This window comes from Aeromicrobium endophyticum (assembly GCF_003586285.1).
Classification (GTDB): domain Bacteria; phylum Actinomycetota; class Actinomycetes; order Propionibacteriales; family Nocardioidaceae; genus Aeromicrobium; species Aeromicrobium endophyticum.
This window is the reverse complement of sequence record NZ_QUBR01000002.1, coordinates 752,312-774,324: the sequence shown is the minus strand read 5'-3', so window position 1 is coordinate 774,324 and position 22,013 is coordinate 752,312. Positions and strand designations below refer to the sequence as shown.

At 71.1% G+C, this 22,013-nt stretch carries 21 protein-coding genes; 13 read left to right on the top strand and 8 right to left on the bottom strand.

What is annotated here, in order from left to right:
• Window positions 1-32 precede the first annotated feature (32 nt).
• The 4 genes from DX116_RS14345 to DX116_RS14330 are packed head-to-tail and all read left to right on the top strand — an operon-like array spanning window position 33 to window position 5,102.
• Window positions 33-2,726 (top strand): bifunctional acetate--CoA ligase family protein/GNAT family N-acetyltransferase, encoded by a 2,694-nt coding sequence (locus tag DX116_RS14345; protein WP_119704919.1) that lies wholly within the window; start codon window positions 33-35, stop codon window positions 2,724-2,726.
• Window positions 2,726-3,292, top strand: a complete 567-nt coding sequence (locus tag DX116_RS14340; RefSeq protein ID WP_119704918.1) for a DUF5998 family protein — start codon at window positions 2,726-2,728, stop codon at window positions 3,290-3,292. Before DX116_RS14345 ends, DX116_RS14340 begins: the two co-directional genes overlap by 1 nt.
• Window positions 3,293-3,294: 2 nt before the next feature.
• Window positions 3,295-4,398 carry an alkaline phosphatase family protein gene (locus DX116_RS14335; RefSeq protein WP_119704917.1) on the top strand — a complete coding sequence of 368 codons (1,104 nt, stop codon included), beginning with the start codon at window positions 3,295-3,297 and terminating at the stop codon, window positions 4,396-4,398.
• 38 nt (window positions 4,399-4,436) lie between these two features.
• Window positions 4,437-5,102, top strand: coding sequence for an SDR family NAD(P)-dependent oxidoreductase (locus DX116_RS14330; RefSeq protein ID WP_119704916.1), 666 nt, complete (start codon window positions 4,437-4,439; stop codon window positions 5,100-5,102).
• 27 nt (window positions 5,103-5,129) lie between these two features.
• Here the strand turns inward: DX116_RS14330 and DX116_RS14325 are convergent, their stop codons facing one another.
• The 4 genes from DX116_RS14325 to DX116_RS14310 all read right to left on the bottom strand — a co-directional run bounded on the left by DX116_RS14325 (window position 5,130) and on the right by DX116_RS14310 (window position 11,644).
• Complete coding sequence (locus DX116_RS14325; protein WP_119705653.1) at window positions 5,130-5,795, bottom strand: thymidine kinase; 666 nt, start codon at window positions 5,793-5,795, stop codon at window positions 5,130-5,132.
• A gap of 152 nt (window positions 5,796-5,947) precedes the next feature.
• Window positions 5,948-6,934: a septation protein SepH gene (gene sepH, locus DX116_RS14320; RefSeq protein WP_119704915.1), complete on the bottom strand. Its 987-nt coding sequence runs from the start codon at window positions 6,932-6,934 to the stop codon at window positions 5,948-5,950.
• A gap of 108 nt (window positions 6,935-7,042) precedes the next feature.
• Entirely contained in the window at window positions 7,043-10,423 is a 3,381-nt protein-coding gene (locus tag DX116_RS14315; RefSeq protein WP_119704914.1) for a proline dehydrogenase family protein, read from the bottom strand.
• A 12-nt stretch (window positions 10,424-10,435) separates the two neighbouring features.
• Window positions 10,436-11,644 (bottom strand): MFS transporter, encoded by a 1,209-nt coding sequence (locus DX116_RS14310; RefSeq protein WP_119704913.1) that lies wholly within the window; start codon window positions 11,642-11,644, stop codon window positions 10,436-10,438.
• 82 nt (window positions 11,645-11,726) lie between these two features.
• On the opposite strand from DX116_RS14310, the gene DX116_RS14305 reads away from it, so the two are divergent.
• The 3 genes from DX116_RS14305 (at window position 11,727) to DX116_RS14295 (ending at window position 13,939) form a co-directional block, all read left to right on the top strand.
• Window positions 11,727-12,785 carry a ferrochelatase gene (locus DX116_RS14305; RefSeq protein WP_119704912.1) on the top strand — a complete coding sequence of 353 codons (1,059 nt, stop codon included), beginning with the start codon at window positions 11,727-11,729 and terminating at the stop codon, window positions 12,783-12,785.
• The gene (locus tag DX116_RS14300; RefSeq protein WP_119704911.1) at window positions 12,782-13,576 is read left to right on the top strand and encodes an inositol monophosphatase family protein; all 795 of its coding nucleotides are present in this window, start codon (window positions 12,782-12,784) and stop codon (window positions 13,574-13,576) included. Before DX116_RS14305 ends, DX116_RS14300 begins: the two co-directional genes overlap by 4 nt.
• Before the next feature lie 63 nt (window positions 13,577-13,639).
• Window positions 13,640-13,939 (top strand): DUF4193 domain-containing protein, encoded by a 300-nt coding sequence (locus tag DX116_RS14295; RefSeq protein WP_119704910.1) that lies wholly within the window; start codon window positions 13,640-13,642, stop codon window positions 13,937-13,939.
• Here DX116_RS14295 and DX116_RS14290 read toward each other — a convergent pair.
• Window positions 13,914-14,438, bottom strand: coding sequence for a DUF4235 domain-containing protein (locus DX116_RS14290; protein WP_119704909.1), 525 nt, complete (start codon window positions 14,436-14,438; stop codon window positions 13,914-13,916). The genes DX116_RS14295 and DX116_RS14290 overlap by 26 nt on opposite strands.
• The gene (locus DX116_RS14285) at window positions 14,422-14,919 is read right to left on the bottom strand and encodes a DUF3093 domain-containing protein (RefSeq protein ID WP_119704908.1); all 498 of its coding nucleotides are present in this window, start codon (window positions 14,917-14,919) and stop codon (window positions 14,422-14,424) included. Before DX116_RS14285 ends, DX116_RS14290 begins: the two co-directional genes overlap by 17 nt.
• Before the next feature lie 54 nt (window positions 14,920-14,973).
• Between DX116_RS14285 and dut the strand changes: the two genes are divergently transcribed.
• The 4 genes from dut to DX116_RS14265 are packed head-to-tail and all read left to right on the top strand — an operon-like array spanning window position 14,974 to window position 17,123.
• Window positions 14,974-15,441, top strand: a complete 468-nt coding sequence (gene dut / locus DX116_RS14280) for a dUTP diphosphatase (protein ID WP_119704907.1) — start codon at window positions 14,974-14,976, stop codon at window positions 15,439-15,441.
• Window positions 15,441-16,073: a DUF3710 domain-containing protein gene (locus tag DX116_RS14275; protein WP_119704906.1), complete on the top strand. Its 633-nt coding sequence runs from the start codon at window positions 15,441-15,443 to the stop codon at window positions 16,071-16,073. Before dut ends, DX116_RS14275 begins: the two co-directional genes overlap by 1 nt.
• A 26-nt stretch (window positions 16,074-16,099) precedes the next feature.
• On the top strand, window positions 16,100-16,450 hold the full coding sequence (locus DX116_RS14270; protein ID WP_119704905.1) for an OB-fold nucleic acid binding domain-containing protein: 351 nt from the start codon (window positions 16,100-16,102) through the stop codon (window positions 16,448-16,450).
• Between the two features lie 7 nt (window positions 16,451-16,457).
• Complete coding sequence (locus DX116_RS14265) at window positions 16,458-17,123, top strand: DUF3159 domain-containing protein (RefSeq protein WP_119704904.1); 666 nt, start codon at window positions 16,458-16,460, stop codon at window positions 17,121-17,123.
• A 72-nt stretch (window positions 17,124-17,195) separates the two neighbouring features.
• On the opposite strand, the gene DX116_RS14260 is transcribed toward DX116_RS14265, so the two are convergent.
• Window positions 17,196-17,867 (bottom strand): potassium channel family protein, encoded by a 672-nt coding sequence (locus DX116_RS14260; protein ID WP_119704903.1) that lies wholly within the window; start codon window positions 17,865-17,867, stop codon window positions 17,196-17,198.
• Window positions 17,867-18,529 (bottom strand): potassium channel family protein, encoded by a 663-nt coding sequence (locus DX116_RS14255; RefSeq protein ID WP_119705652.1) that lies wholly within the window; start codon window positions 18,527-18,529, stop codon window positions 17,867-17,869. The genes DX116_RS14260 and DX116_RS14255 overlap by 1 nt, the downstream gene beginning before the upstream one ends.
• Window positions 18,530-18,764: 235 nt before the next feature.
• Here DX116_RS14255 and DX116_RS14250 point away from each other — a divergent pair, with 235 nt between their 5' ends.
• Together DX116_RS14250 and DX116_RS14245 are read left to right on the top strand one after the other, a co-directional pair.
• On the top strand, window positions 18,765-20,774 hold the full coding sequence (locus tag DX116_RS14250) for an APC family permease (RefSeq protein WP_233556793.1): 2,010 nt from the start codon (window positions 18,765-18,767) through the stop codon (window positions 20,772-20,774).
• A complete protein-coding gene (locus DX116_RS14245) occupies window positions 20,774-22,009 on the top strand; it encodes a class I SAM-dependent RNA methyltransferase (RefSeq protein WP_119704902.1) in 1,236 nt (411 codons plus the stop codon). Before DX116_RS14250 ends, DX116_RS14245 begins: the two co-directional genes overlap by 1 nt.
• The last annotated feature ends 4 nt before the right edge of the window (window positions 22,010-22,013 follow it).

Genomic DNA, 22,013 nt, shown 5'->3' with positions numbered 1-22,013 from the left:
CACGCCGGGACCGGACCCGATAGGTTGGAGGGGTGACCAGCGAGGCGTATCCCTTCGAGCACTGGGAGGCCGACGTCCTGCTCAAGGACGGCCGCGTCGCACAGCTGCGTCCCATCCACGAGGACGACGCCGACCGCTTCATCGAGTTCTACGCGCGGGTGTCCGACGAGTCGAAGTACTACCGGTTCTTCGCGCCGTACCCGACGCTCTCCGACCGTGACGTCAAGCGCTTCACGACCGTCGACCACGACCGCCGCGTGGCATTCGTCGTGACGCTGCACAACACGATCATCGGCGTCGGCCGCTACGACGCCGTCAGCGACGACGAGGCCGAGGTCGCCTTCCTGGTCGAGGACGCGCAGCAGGGTCGCGGCGTGGGCCAGCTGCTGCTCGAGCACCTGGCGCAGGCCGGGCGCGAGCGGGGCATCCGCCGGTTCGTGGCCGACGTCCTGCCCACCAACGTGCGCATGCAGCAGGTCTTCCGCGAGATGGGCTACCAGATCGAGGGTGCGATCGAGGACGGCGTGCAGCGCCTGACGTTCCAGATCGAGTCGACCGACGTCGCGATCGGCGTCATGCAGGCGCGCGAGCAGCGGGCCGAGGCCGCCTCGATCGAGCGCATCTTCCGGGCCCGCAGCATCGCGGTCATCGGCGCCAGCCGTCGGCAGGACTCGATCGGGCAGGCCATGGTGCGCAACCTCGTGCTGGGCGACTTCGGCGGCAGCGTCTACGCCGTCAACTCCAACGCCGAGGCCGTCTCGGGACTGCCGGCCTACAAGCGCGTGCAGGACATCCCGGGTGAGGTCGACGTCGCGATCGTGGTGGTCCCGGCCGAGTCCGTCAACGACGTCGTGCTCGACTGCGCCGCCAAGGGCGTGCACGGACTGGTCGTCATCTCAGCCGGCTTCGCCGAGGAGGGCCCCGAAGGGCGTCAGCGCCAGCGGGCGCTGCTGGGCCTCAGCCGCTCGTACGGCCTGCGACTCATCGGGCCCAACTGCCTCGGCATCATCAACACGGCCCCCGAGCTGCAGCTCAACGCCTCGCTGTCGCCGTCGATGCCGCCCCAGGGGCGCGTCGGCTTCTTCTGCCAGTCCGGTGCCCTGGGCACCGCGATCCTCGAGTCGGTCTCGCGTCGTGGCCTCGGGCTGTCGACCTTCGTGTCGGCCGGCAACCGCGCCGACGTCTCGGGCAACGACCTGCTCCAGTACTGGCAGGAGGACGACTCGACCGAGGTCATCCTGCTGTACCTCGAGTCGATCGGTAACCCGCGCAAGTTCTCGCGCATCGCGCGGCGCGTGTCGGCCACCAAGCCGATCGTCGCGGTCAAGTCCGGACGATCGACGCAGGGCGTGCCCGTGGGGCACACGGTGGCCCGCACGTCGGCGCCGCAGTCGGCGGTCGACGCGATGTTCCGCCAGGCCGGCGTCATCCAGGTCGACACCCTCGACGAGATGTTCGACGTGGCCCAGCTGCTGGCCCACCAGCCGCTGCCGCGCGGCAACCGCATCGCGATCGTCGGCAACTCCGACGCCGTGGCCCTGATCGTGGCCGACGCCGCCTCGGCGGCGGGCCTCCAGGTCACCGAGCCCGTGTCGCTCGGTGCCAACGCCAACGCCGACGACTTCGAGGCCGCGATCGAGGCGGCGATCGCCAATCCCGACACCGACGCCCTCGTCGCGGTCTACATCCCGCCGCTCAACACGTCGGGCGAGGACGTCGCCAACGTGCTCGCCGCGATCGGCGAGCAGTCCGACAAGCCCATCGTCTCGACGTTCCTCGGCAGCGAGGGCGTGCCGGTGCTGCTGCGCGTGCCCGACCTGCTGGGCGGCTCGGCCGGACGCGGCTCGGTGCCGTCGTACGCGGCGCCCGAGTCGGCGGTGCGGGCCCTGGCCCGGGTCGTCAACTACTCCGAGTGGGCCGCGCGCGACCACGGCGAGTTCCACCTCGCGCTCGACCACCGCACGGGCGACGCGCGGGCCCTGGTGCGCGACGTGCTCAAGCAGGCGCCCCGCGGTGCCATCTTGTCGACCGAGCAGGTCCACGCGCTGCTGGCCTGCTACGGCATCGACATCTGGACCTGGATCAACGTGCACAACCGCGACGAGGCCATCGCGGCGGGCGAGACGCTGGGGTGGGACGTCGTGCTCAAGGCAGGCAGCGAGCACCTGCGCAGCCGGCCCGACATCGCGCACATCTGGCGAGGCATCCAGAACGGCAAGGAGATGGGCGACGCCTGGGACCAGCTGACGGGCTGGACCGGCATGCGCAAGGACACCAAGTTCTTCGTGCAGCGGGTGGCGCCCGAGGGGGTCGCGGTGTCGTTCAGCGTCAGCGAGGACCCGCTGTTCGGCCCGCTGGTGTCGTTCGGCCTCGCCGGCGCACCCAGCGAGCTGCTCGACGACCGCTCGTACGGCATCCCGCCCCTGACCGACCTCGATGCCGAGGCCATGATCAAGAATCTCCGGGCGGCCCCGCTGCTCTACGGCTACCGCGGCTCCGAGCGGGTCGACGTCGACGCGCTGCAGGACATCATCGTGCGCCTGGCGGCCATGAAGGACGACCTGCCGGAGATCGCCGAGCTCGACCTCGAGCCGGTGACCGTGCACGCCGACGGCTTCACGGTGCTCAGCGCGCGTGCCAAGGTTCTTCCGTCCGCCGACCGTCGCGGCGAGTGGTACGTCCGGCGCCTCAGCCAGCCGGCAGCGACGGGGGATACGCTCGCGTGATGACTGCCGACCACACCTCCTCGATGTTCGACGAGGTCTCCCGCAGCGGCTACTACCCCGAGATCGTCGCGGCGGGTCTGCGCGACGCGCTCGCCGGCGAGGTCGTCGAGGGCTACGTGCTGCACCACGAGCCGACCTTCGACCGCGACGAGATCCGCCGCCACATGACGGTGCTGGCGCTGACGCCCAGCCGGCTGATCCTCGTCCACACCGACGAGCACCCCGGCGACGACCTGCTGCCCAAGCCCTACACGTCCACGACGTCCGAGGCGGTCGCGCTCGACCAGGTGCGGTCGGTCGTGGTGACCCGCATGGTGACGTCGACGTCCAAGAAGCTCGAGGAGGCCCTGCTGACGATCGGCTGGGGCGCGGTCTCGCGCGTCGAGCTCGAGCCGGCGCAGTGCTCCGACCCCGAGTGCGAGGCCGACCACGGCTACTCCGGCAGCGTCACCGGCGACGACTTCTCGTTGCGCCTCGCGGCCGCCGGCGACGGTGGCGCCGCGGTCGAGAAGCTGCTGGCCTTCGCCCGCACCCTCTCGGCGGCCACCAGCGGGCGGGCCGGGTGACGATGCCGGTGCCCGGTCTGGCCGGGCGCCGCACGCTCGACCAGCTGATGCCGTCGGTCGGCGCGGCCCTCGGGGTCGACGGCTTCGTCAACACGATGGAGCTGCCCGACGCCCCGCGGTACGTCGTGTTCCTCGTCGACGGCATGGGCCTCGACCTGCTGCGCGAGCACGCCGACGCCGCGCCGTTCCTGTCGTCGCTGCACAACGTCGACGAGGTCGTGTGCGGGGTGCCGTCGACGACCGTCACGAGCCTGACCTCGTTGGGCACGGGGCTGCGCGGAGGCCAGCACGGCATGGTCGGCTACTCGTCGCGGGTGCCCGAGACCGGTCGACGGCTCAACTCGCTGCGGTGGGACCAGCCGGTCGACCCGGTCGTCTGGCAGCCCTTCCCGACGGTCCTGCAGCGCCTCCATGCCGCGGGTGTGTCGGCGTCGGCGGTCAACGACGCCGCGTTCGAGGGCACGGGCCTCACGGTGTGCAGCCAGCGCGGCGTGCCGTTCCATGGCATCAAGTCCGTCTACGAACGGCTCGACGTCGTCGTCGACGTCATCGAGTCGGCTCCGCGATCGGTGACGTACGCGTACGAGTCGAGGCTCGACCACACCGGCCACGGCAAGGGGTGCACGTCGCCGCAGTGGCGCGAGATGCTCACCACGATCGACACCGAGCTGGCCGAGCTGCGCGACGAGCTGCCGCGCGACACGGTGCTCGTGGTGACGGCCGACCACGGCATGATCGACCTGCCCTTCGACGGCCGGTTCGACGTCGACGCGGTCCCGCGCCTGCTCGACGACGTCGAGCTGCTCGCCGGCGAGGCACGCTTCCGCCACCTCTACACGCGTCCCGGGGCAGCCGACGAGGTCGCCGCGCGGTGGCGGGCCGAGCTCGGCGACCGCGCCGTCGTCCGCACCCAGGACGGCATCGAGGACTGGTTCGGGCCCATCACGCCCGACGTCCGCGGCCGCATCGGCGACGTGGTGGTCGCCGCGCTGGGCGACTTCGCGGTGTTCTCGTCGCGCGAGTTCGGCATCGAGCTGACGATGACCGGCTTCCACGGCTCGATCACCGAGGCCGAGCTGCGCGTCCCCGTCCTCGTCGCCCCTTGAGCACGCATGCCCGGACGTGGACCGGGTACAGCAACACCATGACGACCATCGCGATCATCGGAGCAGGCAAGGGTCTCGGCGCAGCCGTGGCCCGACGATTCGGCGCGGAGGGATTCGCCGTCGGACTGATCTCACGTCACCAGGGCAGGCTCGACGCGCTCGCAGCCGAGCTGTCGGCCGAGGGGGTGCAGGCCCAGGGCTTCGCTGCCGACGTCCGCGACCCCGACTCGATCGCCGCCGCCCTCGAGCAGGTGACCGAGACGCTCGGCCCCATCGAGGTGCTGCAGTACAGCCCGCTGCCCCAGAAGGACTTCATGCGTCCCGTGCTGGAGACGACTCCCGCCGACCTCGTCGGGCCCATCGAGTTCTCGGTCTACGGTCCCGTCGCGGCCGTCCACCAGGTGCTGCCCGGCATGCGCTTCCTCGGCGAGGGCAAGGGAACGATCCTGTTCGTCAACGGCGGGTCGGCGGTCAAGCCCGGTCGCAACGTGACGGGCACGTCGGTGGCCTTCGCCGGTCAGGCGGCGTACGTCGAGCTGCTGCACGAGGTGCTCGCCGAGGAGGGCATCCACGTCTCGCAGCTCATCATCGGCGGGCAGATCATCGAGGGTGACGACGAGAAGGGCCCGGACGTCCTGGCCGAGCACCTGTGGAACCTGCACGCCAACCGCGACACGTTCCGCCAGCAGATCAGCGAGGACTGACCCCGGTCCTCGACGGCACGCCGAGCCTCAGTCGAAGGGGAGCAGCTCGGTCTCGGCGAGGCGCCCGGCCGCTCGCGCGCGGGCCGCGGTGAGCGCGTGGCGGTGGTGCCGGCGGCACAGCACCTCGTACGCGACCTCGGGGGGCTCTTGTGCCGAGTCGGCCTCCTCGACGTCGCCGACCACGACGACCTCGCCCTCGGTGACCATCACGCCGTTCTCGGTGCGGGCGTTGTGCGTGGCCCGGCGCCCGCACCAGCACAGCGCCTGCACCTGCAGAACCTCCGTGCGGTCGGCCAGCTCGACCAGCCGCGCCGCGCCCGGGAAGAGCCGGGTGCGGAAGTCGGTCAGGATGCCGAAGCAGAACACGTCGATGCGCAGCTCGTCGACGATCTTGGCGAGGTCCTCGACCTGCGCGGGGGAGTAGAACTGGGCCTCGTCGCAGATCAGGTAGTCGACCTTCGACCCTCGCGTGAGCGCATCGACGACGTACGTCCAGAAGCTGAACTCGTCGTCGACCTCGACGGCGGAGTGCGACAGCCCCAGACGGCTAGTGAGCACCGCGGTGCCCGTGCGGTCGTTGCTGACGAAGATGATGCCGGCGCGGCCCCGGGCCGCGTGGTTGTGGTTGGTCTGCAGCGCGAGGGTCGACTTGCCGGCATCCATCGTGCCCGTCCAGAACGTCAGCGCTGCCACGGGCTCCATCTTGTCATTGGGCGAGTGGCCGGGCGTGGTCAGGGAGGCCGGTGACCGGGCTCGCCCGATCACTCACCCGGCCTCGCTGCGGAGCTGCTTCGCCGCGAGACGCTCACGCTCCGCTGGCCTGGAAGAGAGCCCCTCCGCAGAGCTCAGTCGTCTTTTCCGAACATGATCTCGTCCCAGCTGGGGACGCGGCGGCGCTCGTGGCGCTTCTTGCGCGGGCCCATCGTGTCGGGGACGGCGACGTTGCGCTCGAGGGCGTGCTCGAAGTCGTCCTCGGTGTCGTCGGCGGGCGCCGGCTCGTCGAGGACGGCGTCGCCGAGGGCCAGCTGCTCCATCGCGCGGCGGTCACGGGCGGCCTTGAGGGACGAGACACCCGTGACGATCTGCTCCTCGACGGCCTCGATGGGCTCGGGGATCTCGACGACGTGCTCGATCTCGGGCTCGGCCTCGACGGCGTCGGTCGCCTCGGCCGTGGTCTCGTCGGCAGGCCGCTCGGACGAGCGGACGGCGTCGGCGATGGCCATGTCGGTCGAGTCGGGCAGAGCGAGGTCGCCGACCAGCTCGTGAGCGAGCTCGTCGGCCGGGAGCACGTAGCGGCTCTTGACGTCGAACAGGAACGTGGCCGGGTGGGCGGCGTCGTGCGGGGTGACGAGGACGGTCCAGCGGCCGTCCTCGCGGCGCCACGAGTCCCACGCGGCGTCTTCGGGGACGCCCCCGGACGCGGCGATGTTCTCGGAGATGAGGACGCCCAGCTGCACGCCGGCGCCGCCGACGTGCTTGCGGCGGATGGCGGTCTTGCGGGCCTGCTCGCACATGAACTCGCGCTCGGCGAGCACCGGGCCGGCGAAGCCCTCGATCTGACCGACCGGGACGCCGGCGGAGTCGGCGACCGACTGCGGCGACTCGCCGCGCCGGATGCGGGACTGGATGTCGCGAGGACTGAGTGAGCTGGGCATGCGGATCTCCATCTGGCCGGAGGTGCTTCTGTCGCGGGACAGCGTGCGGGACAGCGTGCCGATCAGGGAAGAGAGGCGGTGATCAGCGGGGATGCGGTAGGTGTCGCCGGTGGTGACGTCGCGTGCGACGAGGAACCGTCTGTCCTCGCTCAATCCCTCGAGACTGAGATCGCGCATGCCATCGCCTCCGACGTGTCGCGGCTCGGGGTGGGCGTTCACCAAGGCCGTGGCTCCATCCTAGGCGGGGTGGCAGTCACGGCTGGGCGGCGCGCCGACACGGACCCCTCAGCGCGGCAGCACACGGTCGAAGGTGGCGTCGTGGTTGCCGAAGCGGTGGTGCGTGATCGAGACGGACTGCTCGCGCAGGAACGGCAGGGCCTCGACGCGTCCGGAGGGGGTGACGTCGCCGGCGTAGATCGCGACGTCGGGGTCGCCCTCGACGGCGACGGCCACCTCGCGCGCGTCCTGACCGACGAGGCGGACGCGGGACGGGCGGGACTGCGCCACGTGCGCGAGCCACTGCTCGTGGGTCTCGACCTGGGCGTCGTCGACCAGCCCGTCGGGCAGCGGCGTGGGCGTGCTGACCCTGACCGGAGCGCCGGCACGTGCCGCCGCGAGCAGCACGCGGACGAGCCCCGGCAGGTCGTCGCCGGCCCGGACGGTCACGGGCACGGGGAGGTAGCGCAGCACGTTGCGCTCGACCTCGAGCCCCGAGACGTCCTTGGCGACGCCGTACTCCCGCGTCCAGGCGACGTGGTCGGAGTGCGCGGCGGCGAGCAGGTCGCGGTGCTGAGCATCCGTCAGGTGGTGCGCGACGGCGTCGAGAACGGCGGTCACCGGACCGGCCAGGACCGCCGAGCCCGCGGACGCACGCAGCGGCCGCGGCTTCCAGGTGCCGAGGTGCGTGAGGTAGCTGGGTCCGCCGGCCTTGGCGGTGGTGCCGACCGACGACCGCTTCCAGCCCCCGAACGGCTGACGCTGCACGATCGCGCCGGTGATGCCGCGGTTGACGTACAGGTTGCCGGCCTCGACCGCGTCGATCCAGGCGGCGACCTCGTCGGCGTCGAGCGAGTGGATGCCGGCGGTGAGCCCGTAGTCGGTCGCGTTCTGCCAGGCGATGGCCTCGTCGAGGTCGGCGGCGTGCATGACACCGAGGACGGGGCCGAAGTACTCGGTGGTGTGGAACGTGTTGCCGGGCCGCACGCCGGCCCGGATGCCGGGGGTCCACACGCGGTCGTCCGATCCGATGCGACGCGGCTCGAGCAGCCAGGTCTCGCCCTCGTCGAGCTCGGTCAGCCCCTGCAGCAGCTTGCCCCGGGGCGGCTCGATGACCGGGCCCATCGACACCTCGGGGTCGGCAGGGTGCCCGACCGTCAGCGACGACACGGCGTCGACGAGCTGGCGGCGGAAGCGCTCGGACTCGGCGACCGACCCCACCACGATCGCCAGGCTGGCCGCCGAGCACTTCTGCCCGGCATGGCCGAACGCGCTCTTGACCAGGTCGGCGACGGCAAGATCGAGATCGGCGCTGGGAGTGATCACGATGGCGTTCTTGCCGCTGGTCTCGGCGAGCAGCGGGAGGTCGGGGCGCCACGAGCGGAACAGCCGTGCGGTCTCCCAGCCGCCCGTGAGGATGACGCGATCGACCGACGGGTGCGAGACCAGGGTCTGGCTCAGGCCTCCCTCGTCGATCGTGACGTACCGCAGGACGTCGCGCGGGACACCCGCCTGCCACAGCGCCTCGACCATCACGGCGGCGCAGCGACGTGTCTGGGGCGCGGCCTTGATGATGACGCCGCTGCCGACGGCCAGCGCGGCGAGCACCGAGCCGGCCGGGATCGCGACGGGAAAGTTCCACGGCGGCGTGACGACGGTGAGCCGGTCGGGGACGAACTCGGCACCGTCGACGGCGTCGAGACGTCGGGCCGCCTCGGCGTAGTAGTTGGCGAAGTCGACCGCCTCGCTGACCTCGACGTCGGACTCGGCGACGGTCTTGCCGGCCTCGGCCGCCATGACCGAGACGAGGTCGCCCCGGCGCGCACCGATCGCGCTGGCCGCCTGGTGCAGGATCCACGCACGGACCTCGGAGCCGCGCGCCTGCCACAGCGCCGCGGCGTCGCGGGTGTCGTGGATGATCGTCTCGAGCGACGCGGGTCCGGGCACCGCGCCGGTGCGGACGGTCTCGGCGCCGACCTGCGTGTAGGCCGAGCGCGACAGCGCGAGCCGCGCCCACGCGCGGTTGGCCTCGATGGACGGATCGGTGTCGGGCGTGTTGGTGAACGTCCCCGTCGACGGCGTCGGCACCTCGGTGGAGCGGTCCTGCACGCGGTGGGGTGCCGGGAGCGACGTGTCGAGCGCGTCGACCGACGCCAGGAAGCGCTGGGTCTCGCGCTCGAGCAGCGAGGGCTCGGAGGTCAGCTCGAAGGCTGCCGACATGAAGTTGTCGGCGCTGGCGTTCTCCTCGAGGCGACGCACGAGGTACGAGATCGCGACGTCGAACTCGTCGGGGTTCACGACGGGCGTGTAGAGCAGGAGGCGACCGACGTCGCCGCGGACCGCGTCGACCGGACCGGTGTCCATCCCCAGCAGCATCTCGAAGTCGACGGCGTCGCGGACCTCGCGGTCACCGGCCAGCAGCCAGGCATAGGCGACGTCGAAGAGGTTCTGCCCCGCCACACCGATGCGGACGGCGTCGACGCGCTCGGGCGTCAGGGCCCAGTGCAGGACGCGCTTGTAGTTGGTGTCGGTCTCGCGCTTGGTGGCCCACGTGGCCAGGGGCCACCCGTGCATCGCCGCGTCGACGTGCTCCATCGCGAGGTTGGCGCCCTTGACCAGGCGCACCTTGACGGGTGCCCCGCCCTCGGCACGGCGACGGGCGGCCCACGACTGCAGCTCCTGCATCGCGCCCAGCGCATCGGGCAGGTACGCCTGCAGCACGATGCCGGCCTCGAGGTCGGGGAACGACTCGAGGATCGTGGTGAACACCGCGACCGTGAGGTCGAGGTCCTTGTACTCCTCCATGTCGAGGTTGATGAAGGTCGGATCGCCGGTGGCAGCCCGCTCGTACAGCGGCGTGAGCTGCTTGACGACGCGCTGCACGGACTCCTCGAAGGCCCACATCGACAGCTGGCTGGCGACCGACGAGACCTTGACGGAGACGTAGTCGACGTCGTCGCGCTCGATCAGCGCGAGCGTGCCGTCGCGTCGGCGCGCGGCCTCCTCGTCGCCGAGCACGGCCTCGCCCAGCAGGTTCAGGTTGAGGCGGTCGCCGCGGGCACGCAGCTTGGCGACGGCCCGGCCCAGCTTGTCGGGGCGGGCGTCGACGACGAGGTGACCGACCATGCGCCGCAGCACGCGGCGCGCGATGGCGACGACCAGTCCGGGAGCGAGCACCGACATCACGGCACCGAGCCTGAGCAGGATCTTCTGGGTGACCGGCAGGAAGGCCGGGAGGTCGCGCGACAGCCGGCGCAGGTTGCGAGCGGCGACCCGGTGGTCCTCCGGCCGCACGACGCGGTCGACGAAACCGATCGTGAACTCCAGGCCGTTCGGGTCCTTGAGCAGCGTCGCCAGACGCGCGGCCGCACCCGACGTGCGCCGGCCACGGGCCTCGGTCCATGCTCTGACGAGCTCGACGCTGCGTCCGGCGAGTGTGATGTCGGTCATGGTGACCCAACCTTAGTGACTTTTCGGGGCCGCGTTCACGTCACGAGAAGGTCGGTCCGACGCGTGGGTGGTCCACGCGACGAGCGAGCCGGCCAGGCCGGCCGCGAGCGGCACCAGGAAGCCCGCCGAGGCGCCGTGGGAGTCGATCACCGAGCCCACGACGGCGGCACCGGGGGCGATGCCCACCGACATGCCGGTGGTCGTCCAGGTGAGGGCCTCGGTGAGCCGCGACGGCGGCACCTCGTGCTCGACCAGCTGCACCAGGGCGATGAGGGTCGGCGAGATCATGAACCCGCCCAGGAACATGCCGATCGCGAGCAGCGGGATGCCCGAGAGCAGCGCCATCGGGGCGAACAGCACGCTCAGCACCAGGATCGAGACCCTCAGTCGCCGCCGGGGACTGGGCGTCTGGGGGAGCGCGCCGATGCAGAAGCCCGCCAGCAGGCTGCCGGCCGCCCACACGGCGAGCACGGCTCCGGCGGCACCCTTGCGACCGTTCTCCTCGGTGAACGCCGCGATGATCACCTCGGCGGAGCCGAAGATGATGCCGAGGCTGACCGAGACCGCCACCAAGGGCCACAGCCCGGCCCAGTTGATGCGGGGGCCCGACCGCGTGCGGTGTCCTCCCGCTGGCGGCGCGGTGGACCGCTGGAGGGCCATCGCCCAGCTGCCCAGCAGTGCTGCCGCCGCGGCTGCCGCGAGGCCTGCGTAGTCGGCGACCTGGAACGTCAGGAACGCCACGAGCACGGGCCCCACGATGAACACGACCTCGTCGGCGATCGCCTCGATCGAGAACGCGGTGCCCAGCTGCGTGCGGTCGCTGATGGCGTGCGTCCAGCGGGCGCGGACCATGCTGCCGGTCTGCGGGGTGGCGAGCCCGGCGAGCACGGCGCACGCATGCGGCCACGGTGCGGCCCACGAGGCGTCGACGGCCACCAGGAACATCCCGATGCCCGCGGCGTAGGCCGCGCCGACGATCCACAGCACCACGGTCTGGCCGAAGCGGTCGGCCAGGCGTCCTTGCCCCGGGGCGAAGGCCGCCGCCGAGAGCACGTAGGCCGCCGACATGACGCCGGCCTGCCCGAAGGAGCCCGTCTGCTCCTTGATGAGCAGGACGATGCCGAGGCCGGCCATCGACAGCGGAAGCCTCGACCACAGGGCCGTGAACGAGAACAGGGCCGCGCCCGGCAGGGACAGCACGCCCTTGTACGTCGTCAGCATCGTTTCCCTCCGCGGCCGGAACAGCATCGATCGGCCCCAGCCGCCCCGAGCACCCTACCCAGGGCGGTGCGAGGATGGTCGCATGGATGTCCGACCTTTTGATGCGCTCCTTCTCGTCTCGTTCGGAGGGCCGGAGAAGCCCGAAGACGTCGTCCCGTTCCTCGAGAACGTCACCGCCGGCCGCGGCATCCCGCGCGAGCGGCTCGAGGAGGTCGGCGAGCACTACTTCCTGTTCGGCGGCAAGTCCCCGATCAACGACCTGAACCGCGAGCTGCTGGCCGCGATGCGCCGTGACTTCGCCGACAACGGGGTCGACCTGCCGATCTACTGGGGCAACCGCAACTGGGACCCGTACCTGCGCGAGGCCGCCGAGCAGATGGCCGCCGACGGCGTGCGCCGGGCCGCCTGCTTCGTGACGAGCGCCTACTCGTCGTACTCCGGGTGCCGTCAGTACCGCGAGGACCTGTTCGCCGCCACGTCCGGCGTCGAGATCGAGCTCAGCCGCCTGCGCCACTACTTCAACCACCCCGGGTTCGTGGGGCCCTTCACCGAGGCGACGCGCTCGGCGCTCGCCGACGCGCCGGCCGGCACGCACGTGGTGTTCGTGACGCACTCGATCCCGACTTCCATGAACGAGGCGAGCGGTGGGCCCGGCCGCGAGTTCTACGTGCGCCAGCACGAGAGCGTCGCCGCGATGGTCGCCGAGGGCGCAGGCGCCGAGACCTTTTCGCTGGCGTACTGCTCGCGCTCGGGCTCGCCGCGCATCCCGTGGCTCGAGCCCGACATCAACGACCACCTCGCCGAGCTCAAGGAGTCGGGCACCGAGTCGGTCGTCGTCGTGCCGATCGGCTTCGTCTCCGACCACATGGAGGTCATCTACGACCTCGACACCGAGGGCAAGCAGACCGCCGACGAGCTCGGGCTCCGCTACGTCCGGGCCGACACTCCCGGCGCGCACCCCGACTTCGTCGCGATGATCCGTGAGCTGCTGCTCGAGCGTGCGGCGGTCGAGCGTGGCGAGTCGGTCGACCGACCCGTGGTGGGCGAGCTGCCGCCGTCGCACGACCTGTGCCCGACCAACTGCTGCCTGAACCCCCGCTCGACGCTGCCGACGGTCGGCTCGGCCGCCACGCCCGTATGACCGATGCCGAGCTGCTCGAGCTGGCCCGCCGGGTCGGCCAGGAGGCCGCCGCCTACGTGCGGTCGGCCAGGCCTGACGGGCGGGTCGACGTCGCGTCGACCAAGTCGAGCGCGACCGACGTCGTCACCGAGATCGACGAGGCGTGCGAGCGCCTGATCCGCGAGCGCATCTTCGCCGCGCGTCCCGGCGACGGCTTCGTCGGCGAGGAGGGCGACGACGTGGCCGGCAGCACCGGCGTCGACTGGGTCGTCGACCCCATCGACGGCACCGTCAACTTCGTCTACGGCATCCCTGCCTACGCCGTGTCGATCGCCGCCCGCAGGGGCGGCGAGGTGGTGGCCGGCTACGTCGTCAACATCGCTGCCGGCACCGAGTGGGGTGCCGTCGCGGGGGAGGGCTCGTGGCGCTACGAGCCCGACGGCCGGCGGATGCTGACCGCGCCCGCGGTCGAGACGTTGGCGCACGCCCTCGTCGCCACGGGCTTCAACTACGTCCCCGAGGTGCGGGCCAAGCAGGCGGCGGCGATGGCCGCCTTCATCCCGCAGGTGCGTGACATCCGTCGCATCGGCTCGGCCGCGATCGACCTGTGCGCGCTCGCCGAGGGCCAGTTCGACGCCTACGTCGAGCAGGGCCTCAAGCCGTGGGACCTGGCGGCCGGGGGGCTCGTGGCCTCCGAGGCCGGCATCGTGCTGAGCGGCCTCGACGGACCGCCCGGCGAACGCCTCGTGATGGCCGCCCACCCGTCCGTCGCGACGGAATATTTCGAGCTGGTGCGTGCTTGTGGGTTCTGAGTGTGAACGCCACAGATCCGTGTGGCACAATCACGCCGGTTGTTCCGCACAAAGGGAGATTTGATGGCTACCGATTACGACGCACCGCGCAAGACCGAAGAAGAGCAGTCCGAGGACAGCATCGAAGAGCTCAAGGCGCGTCGGCACGAGAAGAACTCCGGCAAGGTCGACGAGGACGAGACCGAGGCCGCAGAGTCCTTCGAGCTGCCTGGAGCCGACCTCTCCCACGAAGAGCTCGCCGTCCAGGTGGTGCCCAAGCAGGTCGACGAGTTCACCTGCTCGTCGTGCTTCCTGGTCCACCATCGCAGCCAGCTGGCCACGGAGAAGAACGGCGAGCTCATCTGCCGCGATTGCGCCGACTGACCTTCTTGGTCGACGACCGCTTGGTCGATGTGTAGGGAGCCGGTTCGACACGAACCGGCTCCTTTGTCGTTCCGGCGGCCTTCAGCGTGGTCGATCCCGGCACCGGCCCCAGCGGCTTCATGCCGGGCGGCAGCTGCCCGGTCGACCTGACCCAGTAGGTGGCCGCGCTGCGACGCACGCCGACACGCACCAGCTCGACGACCGATCCTCCGATGACGGCCCAGGCCACGGCTTCCTTCGTCGTGACCTCGGGGTGACGCCCGGACGTCGGCGGCTTCTTGCCCGTGACGGCACGCCAGGCGACGGCGGAGGCGCGGGTGGCCAGCAGGCCGGCTGCGACCGACGAGCCCCGGTCCATGACCTTCCAGGTCGCCCGGCTCGGAGCCTTCGGCCTGGGGCCCGGGGCGCGGTTGGCCTCGGCGGCCTCGCGCGTGAGCACGGCTGCCTGCTCGTCGGACGTCCTGGTGCTGCGTCGCTTGGCGCTACGTCGCTTGGCCATGGGGTGCGTCTCCGTTCGGGTCGGGCGCCGGCGCGGTCGGCGCCGACGGTGCCAGCGCGGCTGCGAGGGCGTCGGGGTGACGGCTGGAGACCAGCCAGTACGGTGCGGGGTCGTTGGGGTCGTCGACCGTCACGAGCACGCCGTGGTCGAGGTAGGGGCGCGTCATCAGGTAGGCGCGGGCGTCGGCACCCGTGCCGAGCTGCGTGCGGTAGGCGGCCCGGTCGAGCGACCGCACGGGGCCGACGTGGCGGGGATCGAGGTGGGCCCGCCCCACGTGCAGGCCGTCGGGGCCCACCGCGACGACGACCGAGCCGTAGCGCCAGACCGTGTAGCCGCCGGCGGCGACGAGCAGCACCGTCACGACGATCGCGATCGACCAGGTGGTGGCGACGAGGAACACCCAGCCCCACACGGCGGCGAAGGCGAGGGCCGCCACCCACCAGGAGATCGGGGCTGTCAGGCGCTCACGATAGGTCGTCACGGTTCAACCTTGCCTCATCGGCGTCTCCGGTGCGACGCAGGTAGGGTCGTCGCCATGCTCGACGTGACCGTGACCCGGCTCGATCCCGACGTGGCGCTACCTGTCTACGCGCACCCGGGTGACGCCGGTGCCGATCTCGTGACGACCGTCGACGTCAGCCTGGCACCGGGGGAGCGCGCGCTCGTGCCGACCGGGATCGCGATGGCGCTGCCCGACGGATTCGCGGCCTTCGTCCACCCGCGGTCGGGCCTCGCACTGCGTGCGGGCCTGTCGATCGTCAACGCGCCCGGCACGATCGACGCGGGCTACCGCGGCGAGATCAAGGTGCTGCTGATCAACCACGACCGGTCCGAGACGGTGACGCTGAGCCGCGGCGACCGCATCGCCCAGCTGGTCGTCCAGCGGGTCGAGCACGTCCGGTTCGTCGAGTCCGAGGTGCTGCCCGAGACGGCCCGCGGATCGGGGGGCTACGGTTCAACAGGTGGTCATGCGACCGCCGACGTCCACGAAGAGAGCAGCTGATGGCACGACGACGAGGCAAGCAGCAGTCCGACGAGGCGACCGCACCCGCGGTCCCCGAGGTCGAGGGTGCGCGCCACCAGGGTCCGTGGGACTCCTCCGAGCGCTCGCCCGGTGATGACGAGACGTACATCGACCTCGGACCGCTCAAGGTGCGCGTACGGGTCGGCCTCGACGTCCAGCTGCCCACCGACGGCGACGGCGGAGACATCGGCTCGGTCGTGCTGGTGGCCGACGACGCCGCGCTCGAGCTGCGCGCCTTCGCGGCGACCCGGTCGGGAGGCCTGTGGGACGAGGTGCGCGACGACCTGATCATCGAGGTCGAGCGTCTCGGCGGCGAGTGCGAGCAGGTCGACGGCCTGTACGGGCCCGAGCTGCTGGTCAAGGTGCCGGTCGACCTGCCCGACGGCGAGAAGGGCTTCCAGCCCAGCCGCATCGTCGGCATCGAGGGCCCCCGCTGGCTGCTGCGGGCGACGTTCCTGGGCGAGGCCGGCCTCAACCCGTCCGACGAGGGGCTGCTCGTCGACACCCTGCGCGACGTCATCGTCGACCGCGGCCCCGAGCCGCGCATCCCCCGCGAGTCGCTGCTGCTGACGCTGCCGGCGAACGCCGTCGCCGTCGAGCCCGGCGAGTAGACTCGACGCGAGCAGAGGAAGAGGACATGGGACGCTTCAGCAGGACCCTCGAACGCCTGTCGACCGACAACCTGGAGGCCGGCGAGCTCAAGAGCGAGGCGGCCAAGGCGGGCTGCCAGCTCATCTCGTCGCAGGAAGACCGCTGCATGGCCACGATCCACGGCGTGCTCCGATCGGTCACGCTGCGGCCCGTCGACGGCGTGACGGCCCTCGAGGCCGAGCTGTACGACGGCTCCGACAGCGTCACGCTGGTGTGGCTGGGCCGTCGCAAGATCGAGGGCATCGCCGCCGGGCGTCAGCTGAAGGCCTTCGGCCGCATCGGCATGCGGGGCACGACCCGCATCATCTACAACCCGCGTTACGAGCTCGACGCGTGAGCCGCCGGTGACCTCGGCCCAGGTCACGGTCGAGCAGGTCGTCCGGGCGCAGCTGGCCAAGGCGCTCGGCGGTCCGCGCGGCATCGTCGAGAGCGCCGTTCCCACGGCGCTGTTCACGATCCTGTTCCTCGTCACCGACGAGATCCGGCTGTCGCTGATCGTCAGCATCGGCGTGACGGCCGCACTGCTGCTCGTGCGGCTCGTGCAGCGCTCGACGACGCAGTTCGTGCTCAACGCCCTGTTCGGCATCGGCATCGGCGCGTTCTTCGCGTACCGCGCGTCGCAGTCGGGCGGCTCCGACGAGGACGTCGCCCGCGCGGTCTTCACGCCCGGGCTCATCTACAACGGTGTCTACGCCGTCGTCATCGTCCTCACGATCGTGATCGGCTGGCCCATCGTCGGCTTCATGGTCGGCTCCGTCATGGGAGACCCGACGGCATGGCACTCCGACAAGGCGATGGTCCGGCTGTGCTCGCAGCTGACGTGGGTGCTGGCCGTGCCCTGCGTCATCCGCGTCGCGGTGCAGCTGCCGCTGTGGCTCGACCACCAGATCGGCCTGCTCGGTGCGTCCAAGATCGCGCTCGGGTGGCCCTTGCAGCTGGCCTCGTTCGTCGTCATGGGCTGGCTGCTCAGCCGCAACCGCACCCCCGTCGAGCAGGACGACCCAGCCTGATCGGCCGTTGCGTCATACCTTCCGGGGCCTGTGACCCTCGGACGCTATGACACAACGGCGTGACCGGGGCGCCTAGTGCTTGTGGGGCTTGGGGGAGAGCAGCTCGCCGAGGGTGTCCTCGGCGTCCTCGGGGGTGACGAACAGCAGCTCGTCGCCCGACTCGAGCGAGCGGTCGGCGTCGGGCGTCTCGATCGAGCTGCCGCGCAGGATCGCGACCAGCACGACGTCGTGCGGCCACGGCACCTCGCTGACCCGCTTGCCGATGAAGGGGGAGTCGGCCGGCATCGTCAGCTCGACGAGGTTGGCGTTGCTCTGCCGGAACGTGAACAGCCGCACCAGGTCGCCGACCGTGACGGCCTCCTCGACCAGGGCCGACATGAGCCGCGGGGTCGAGACCGACACGTCGACGCCCCACGACTCGCTGAAGAGCCACTCGTTGCTCGGGTGGTTGACGCGGCCGACGGTGCGCGGCACGGCGAACTCGGTCTTGGCCAGCAGCGAGATGACGAGATTGGCCTTGTCGTCGCCGGTCGCGGAGATCACGACGTCGCACGACTCGAGCTGCGCCTCCTCGAGGGACGACAGCTCGCAGGCGTCGGCGAGCAGCCACTGCGCGTCGGGAACCATCTCGGCGCGGATCGACGCGGGGGACTTGTCGATCAGCAGGATCGAGTGACCGTTGCCGATGAGCTCTTGGGCGACCGAGCGCCCGACGGCGCCGGCTCCGGCGATGACGACGCGCATCAGTGGTCCTCCGGTCCTGCGTCGAGGGCCGCGTGGGACGCCTCGGCGGTCGACTCGAGCATGAACAGGCTCAAGTAGTCGCCCTCTTGGATGACGGTGTCGGGGGTGGCGATCAGCCCCGTGCCCAGTCGCGTGAGGTAGGCGACGCGCACGCTGGCATCGGCCTCGAGCTCGGCGATGCGGTGGCCGATCCAGCTGAACGGCGCGTAGACCAGGTCGAGGCGGACCTCGCCGGTCTGGTCGCGCCACGCGGGCTCGGAGCCGGCGGGCACGAGCCGGCGCAGCACCTGGTCGGCGGCCCAGGGGACCGTCGCGACCGTGGGGACGCCCAGCCGCTCGTAGACCTCGGCGCGGCCCGGGTCGTAGATGCGGGCGACGACGTTCTCGATCTTGAACTGCTCGCGCGCCACGCGCGCCGAGATGATGTTGGAGTTGTCACCGCTGGAGACCGCCGCGAACGCGTCGGCGCGCTCGATGCCGGCCTTGACCAGCACGTCGCGGTCGAAGCCCATGCCGGTGACCGTGATGCCGGCGAATCCGGGCCCGAGACGGCGGAACGCGTCGGGGTTGGTGTCGATCACGGCGGTGGTGTGGCCGCGGGCCTCGAGGTTGCGAGCGAGGGTCGACCCCACGCGTCCGCAGCCCATGATGACGATGTGCACGGAGGCGACGCTACACCGCGGTGACCGCTCGTGCGGACGAGAGCCACCACCGGGTCCTCGGCCCCGCCGGCCCGCTCCTCGCTGGCTCGCGCGACCCCGCATCCCGGCCGGTGGCGTTCTCGTCGGTCTGCGCACAACCCCGGTGCGCATCCCTCCTCGGTCCTGCCGGACCGGGCGCGGATGCCACGCTCGCTCGCAGCGGGGAACGGACCGACATGGCCTAGCATCGTCTCTCGTGGGAGTCACCGAGGTCGCCAAGCGTGCACTGGTCGGGCGCAAGCTCCGCAGCGAACAGCTCGGAGAGACGCTTCTCCCCAAGCGCATCGCGCTGCCGGTCTTCGCGAGCGACGCGCTGTCCTCCGTGGCGTATGCGCCGGACGAGATCTTCCTGACGCTGTCGATCGGCGGCCTGTCGGCGTACGCGTTCAACTGGAAGATCGGCATCGCGGTGACGCTGGTGCTGATCACGGTCGTCGCCTCGTACCGCCAGAACGTCCACGCGTACCCGAGCGGCGGTGGCGACTACGAGGTCGCGACCGTCAACCTCGGCCCGACCGCGGGCCTGACGGTCGGCAGCGCCCTGCTGGTCGACTACGTGCTGACCGTGGCGGTGTCGATCTCGTCAGGGGTGCAGAACGCCGCCTCGGCGTTGCCCTGGCTCGAGGGGCACGAGGCCACGGCGGCGTCCGCGCTGGTGATCCTGCTGATGGCGATCAACCTGCGCGGCACCAAGGAGTCCGGCTCGGCCTTCGCCATCCCCACCTACCTGTTCATGATCGCCATCTTGCTGATGGGCCTGTGGGGCTATGCCCGCTACCTGTTCGGCGACCTGCCGACGGTGCCCAGCGCGCAGTACGAGATCGTGCCCGAGAGCCAGTTCGAGCAGGGCATCACGGGCGTGGCGATGGTCTTCCTGCTGGCGCGCGCGTTCTCGTCGGGCTGCGCGGCGCTGACGGGCGTCGAGGCGATCAGCAACGGCGTGCCCGCGTTCAAGAAGCCCAAGAGCAAGAACGCCGCCACGACGCTGCTGCTGCTCGGCACCCTCGCGATCACGATGCTGATGAGCATCATCGTGCTGGCCGACCTGATGAAGCTGCGCTACGTCGAGGACCCGGCCGAGCAGCTGATCAAGAACGGTGTGCTCGCGGGCGACTCGTACCAGCAGGACACCGTCATCGGCCAGCTCGCCAAGACGCTCTACAGCGACTTCACGCCGCTGTTCTACTTCACGATCGCGTGCACCGGCATCATCCTGGTGCTGGCGGCCAACACGGCCTTCAACGGCTTCCCGGTGCTGGGCTCGATCCTGGCCCGCGACGGCTTCCTGCCGCGACAGCTCGACACCCGCGGCGACCGGCTGACGTTCAGCAACGGCATCATCGTGCTGGCGCTGGCCGCGATCGTGCTGATCCAGGCCTTCGACGCCGAGGTCACCAAGCTCATCCAGCTGTACATCGTGGGCGTCTTCGTGTCGTTCAACCTCAGCCAGCTCGGCATGATCAAGCACTGGAACCGGCACCTGCGGTCCGAGACCGATCCGGCCGCACGGTCCAGGATGATGCGCTCGCGCGCCGTCAACGCGATCGGCCTCGGCATGACGGCCACGGTGCTGGTCATCGTGCTGCTCACCAAGTTCCTCGCCGGCGCCTGGATCGCCATCGTCGCGATGATCTGCGTGTTCCTGCTGATGCGGGGCATCGGGCGCCACTACGACCGGGTCGCCGAAGAGCTGGCGATCGACGACACCGACGTGACCCTGCCGTCGCGCGTGCACGCGATCGTGCTGGTCAGCAAGCTGCACAAGCCGACCATGCGGGCGCTGGCGTACGCGCGCGTGTCGCGACCCAACTCGCTCGAGGCGCTGACGGTCGAGTTCGACCCGGCCGAGACCGCTGCCCTCATGAAGCAGTGGGAGGAGCTCTCGATCCCCATCCCGCTCAAGGTCGTCAACTCGCCGTACCGCGAGCTGCTGCGTCCGGTCATCCGGTACGTCAAGGAGCTGCGCAAGCAGGGGCCGCGCGACATCATCACGGTCTACATCCCCGAGTACGTCGTGGGCCGCTGGTGGGAGCAGCTGCTGCACAACCAGACCGCGCTGCGGCTCAAGGGACGCCTGTTGTTCATGCCGGGCGTCATGGTCACGAGCGTCCCGTACCAGCTGAGCTCGGCCGGCCGAGCCAAGAAGAAGCTGGCCAAGCCGCGACCCGCTCCCGGCGACGTCCGCCGCGGGTTCCGGGGCCGCTGATGACGACTGAGACGGCCCTCCCGGACGGTCCGGTGGTCGACGTCGGTCCTGTCGCGCACGGAGGCCACTGCGTCGCCCGCCTCGACGGACAGGTCGTGTTCGTGCGGCACGCGCTGCCGGGCGAGCGCGTGCGGATCGCGATCACCGAGCGCACCACGAGCTTCCTGCGGGCCGACGCGGTCGAGGTGCTCGAGGCTGCTCCGGGGCGGGTCGTGCCGCCGTGTCCCTTCTCGGGGCCGGGCAGGTGCGGGGGCTGCGACTTCCAGCACGTCGACCCGGCCACGCAGCGACAGCTCCTCGGCGACGTCATCAGCGAGCAGCTGCGTCGCCTGGCCGGCATCGACCGTCACGTCGACGTCGAGGCCGTCGCACCGGACGCTCTCGGCTGGCGCACCCGCGTGCAGTTCGCGGTCGACCGCGACGGACGTCCGGGCCTGCGACGTCACCGCTCGCACGAGATCGTGCCGGTCGACCGCTGCCTCATCGCGCATCCCGATCTTCCCCAGGTGCTCGGACGCTCGTGGGACGCCGACTCGGTCGAGGCCATCGCCTCGTCGACGGGCGACCGGTTGCTGGTGACCGACGCCAGCATCAGCGACGAGGTCGAGGGCGAGGTCGACGGTGTCGTCGCGACCGACGGCACGGTGCGTGGAGGTCGGGGCGCGGTCACCGAGCGGGTCGAGGAGGCCGACTTCCGGGTGTCGGGCTCGGGCTTCTGGCAGGTGCACCCGGCAGCGGCGTCGACCTTGGCGAGCGCCGTCCTCGAGGGAGCGTCCGCCGGCGAGGGTGAGACCGTGCTCGACCTCTACGCCGGCGTGGGCCTGTTCACGAGGTTCCTCGCTGCCGAGGTGGGCGAGACCGGGACGGTGCTGAGCGTCGAGTCCGACCCGGGTGGATCACGCGACGCCCGGCGCAACCTCCACGACCTGCCGCAGGTGCGCCTCGTCGACCAGACCGTCGAGCGGGCGCTGCGGCAGGGACTGCTCGGCGAGTCGGCCGACGTCGTGGTGCTCGACCCGCCGCGCACGGGGGCCAAGAAGGCCGTCGAGGGCATCGCGGCCCTCGCGCCGCGGCGCATCGTCTACGTCGCGTGCGACCCGGCCGCCCTGGCACGCGACCTCGCCTCGTTCGCGGCGCGGGGGTACCAGCTGATCGGGCTGCGGGCCTTCGCGCTGTTCCCGATGACGCACCACGTCGAGTGCGTCGCGGTGCTCGAGCCCACCACGCCCCGCTGAGCCC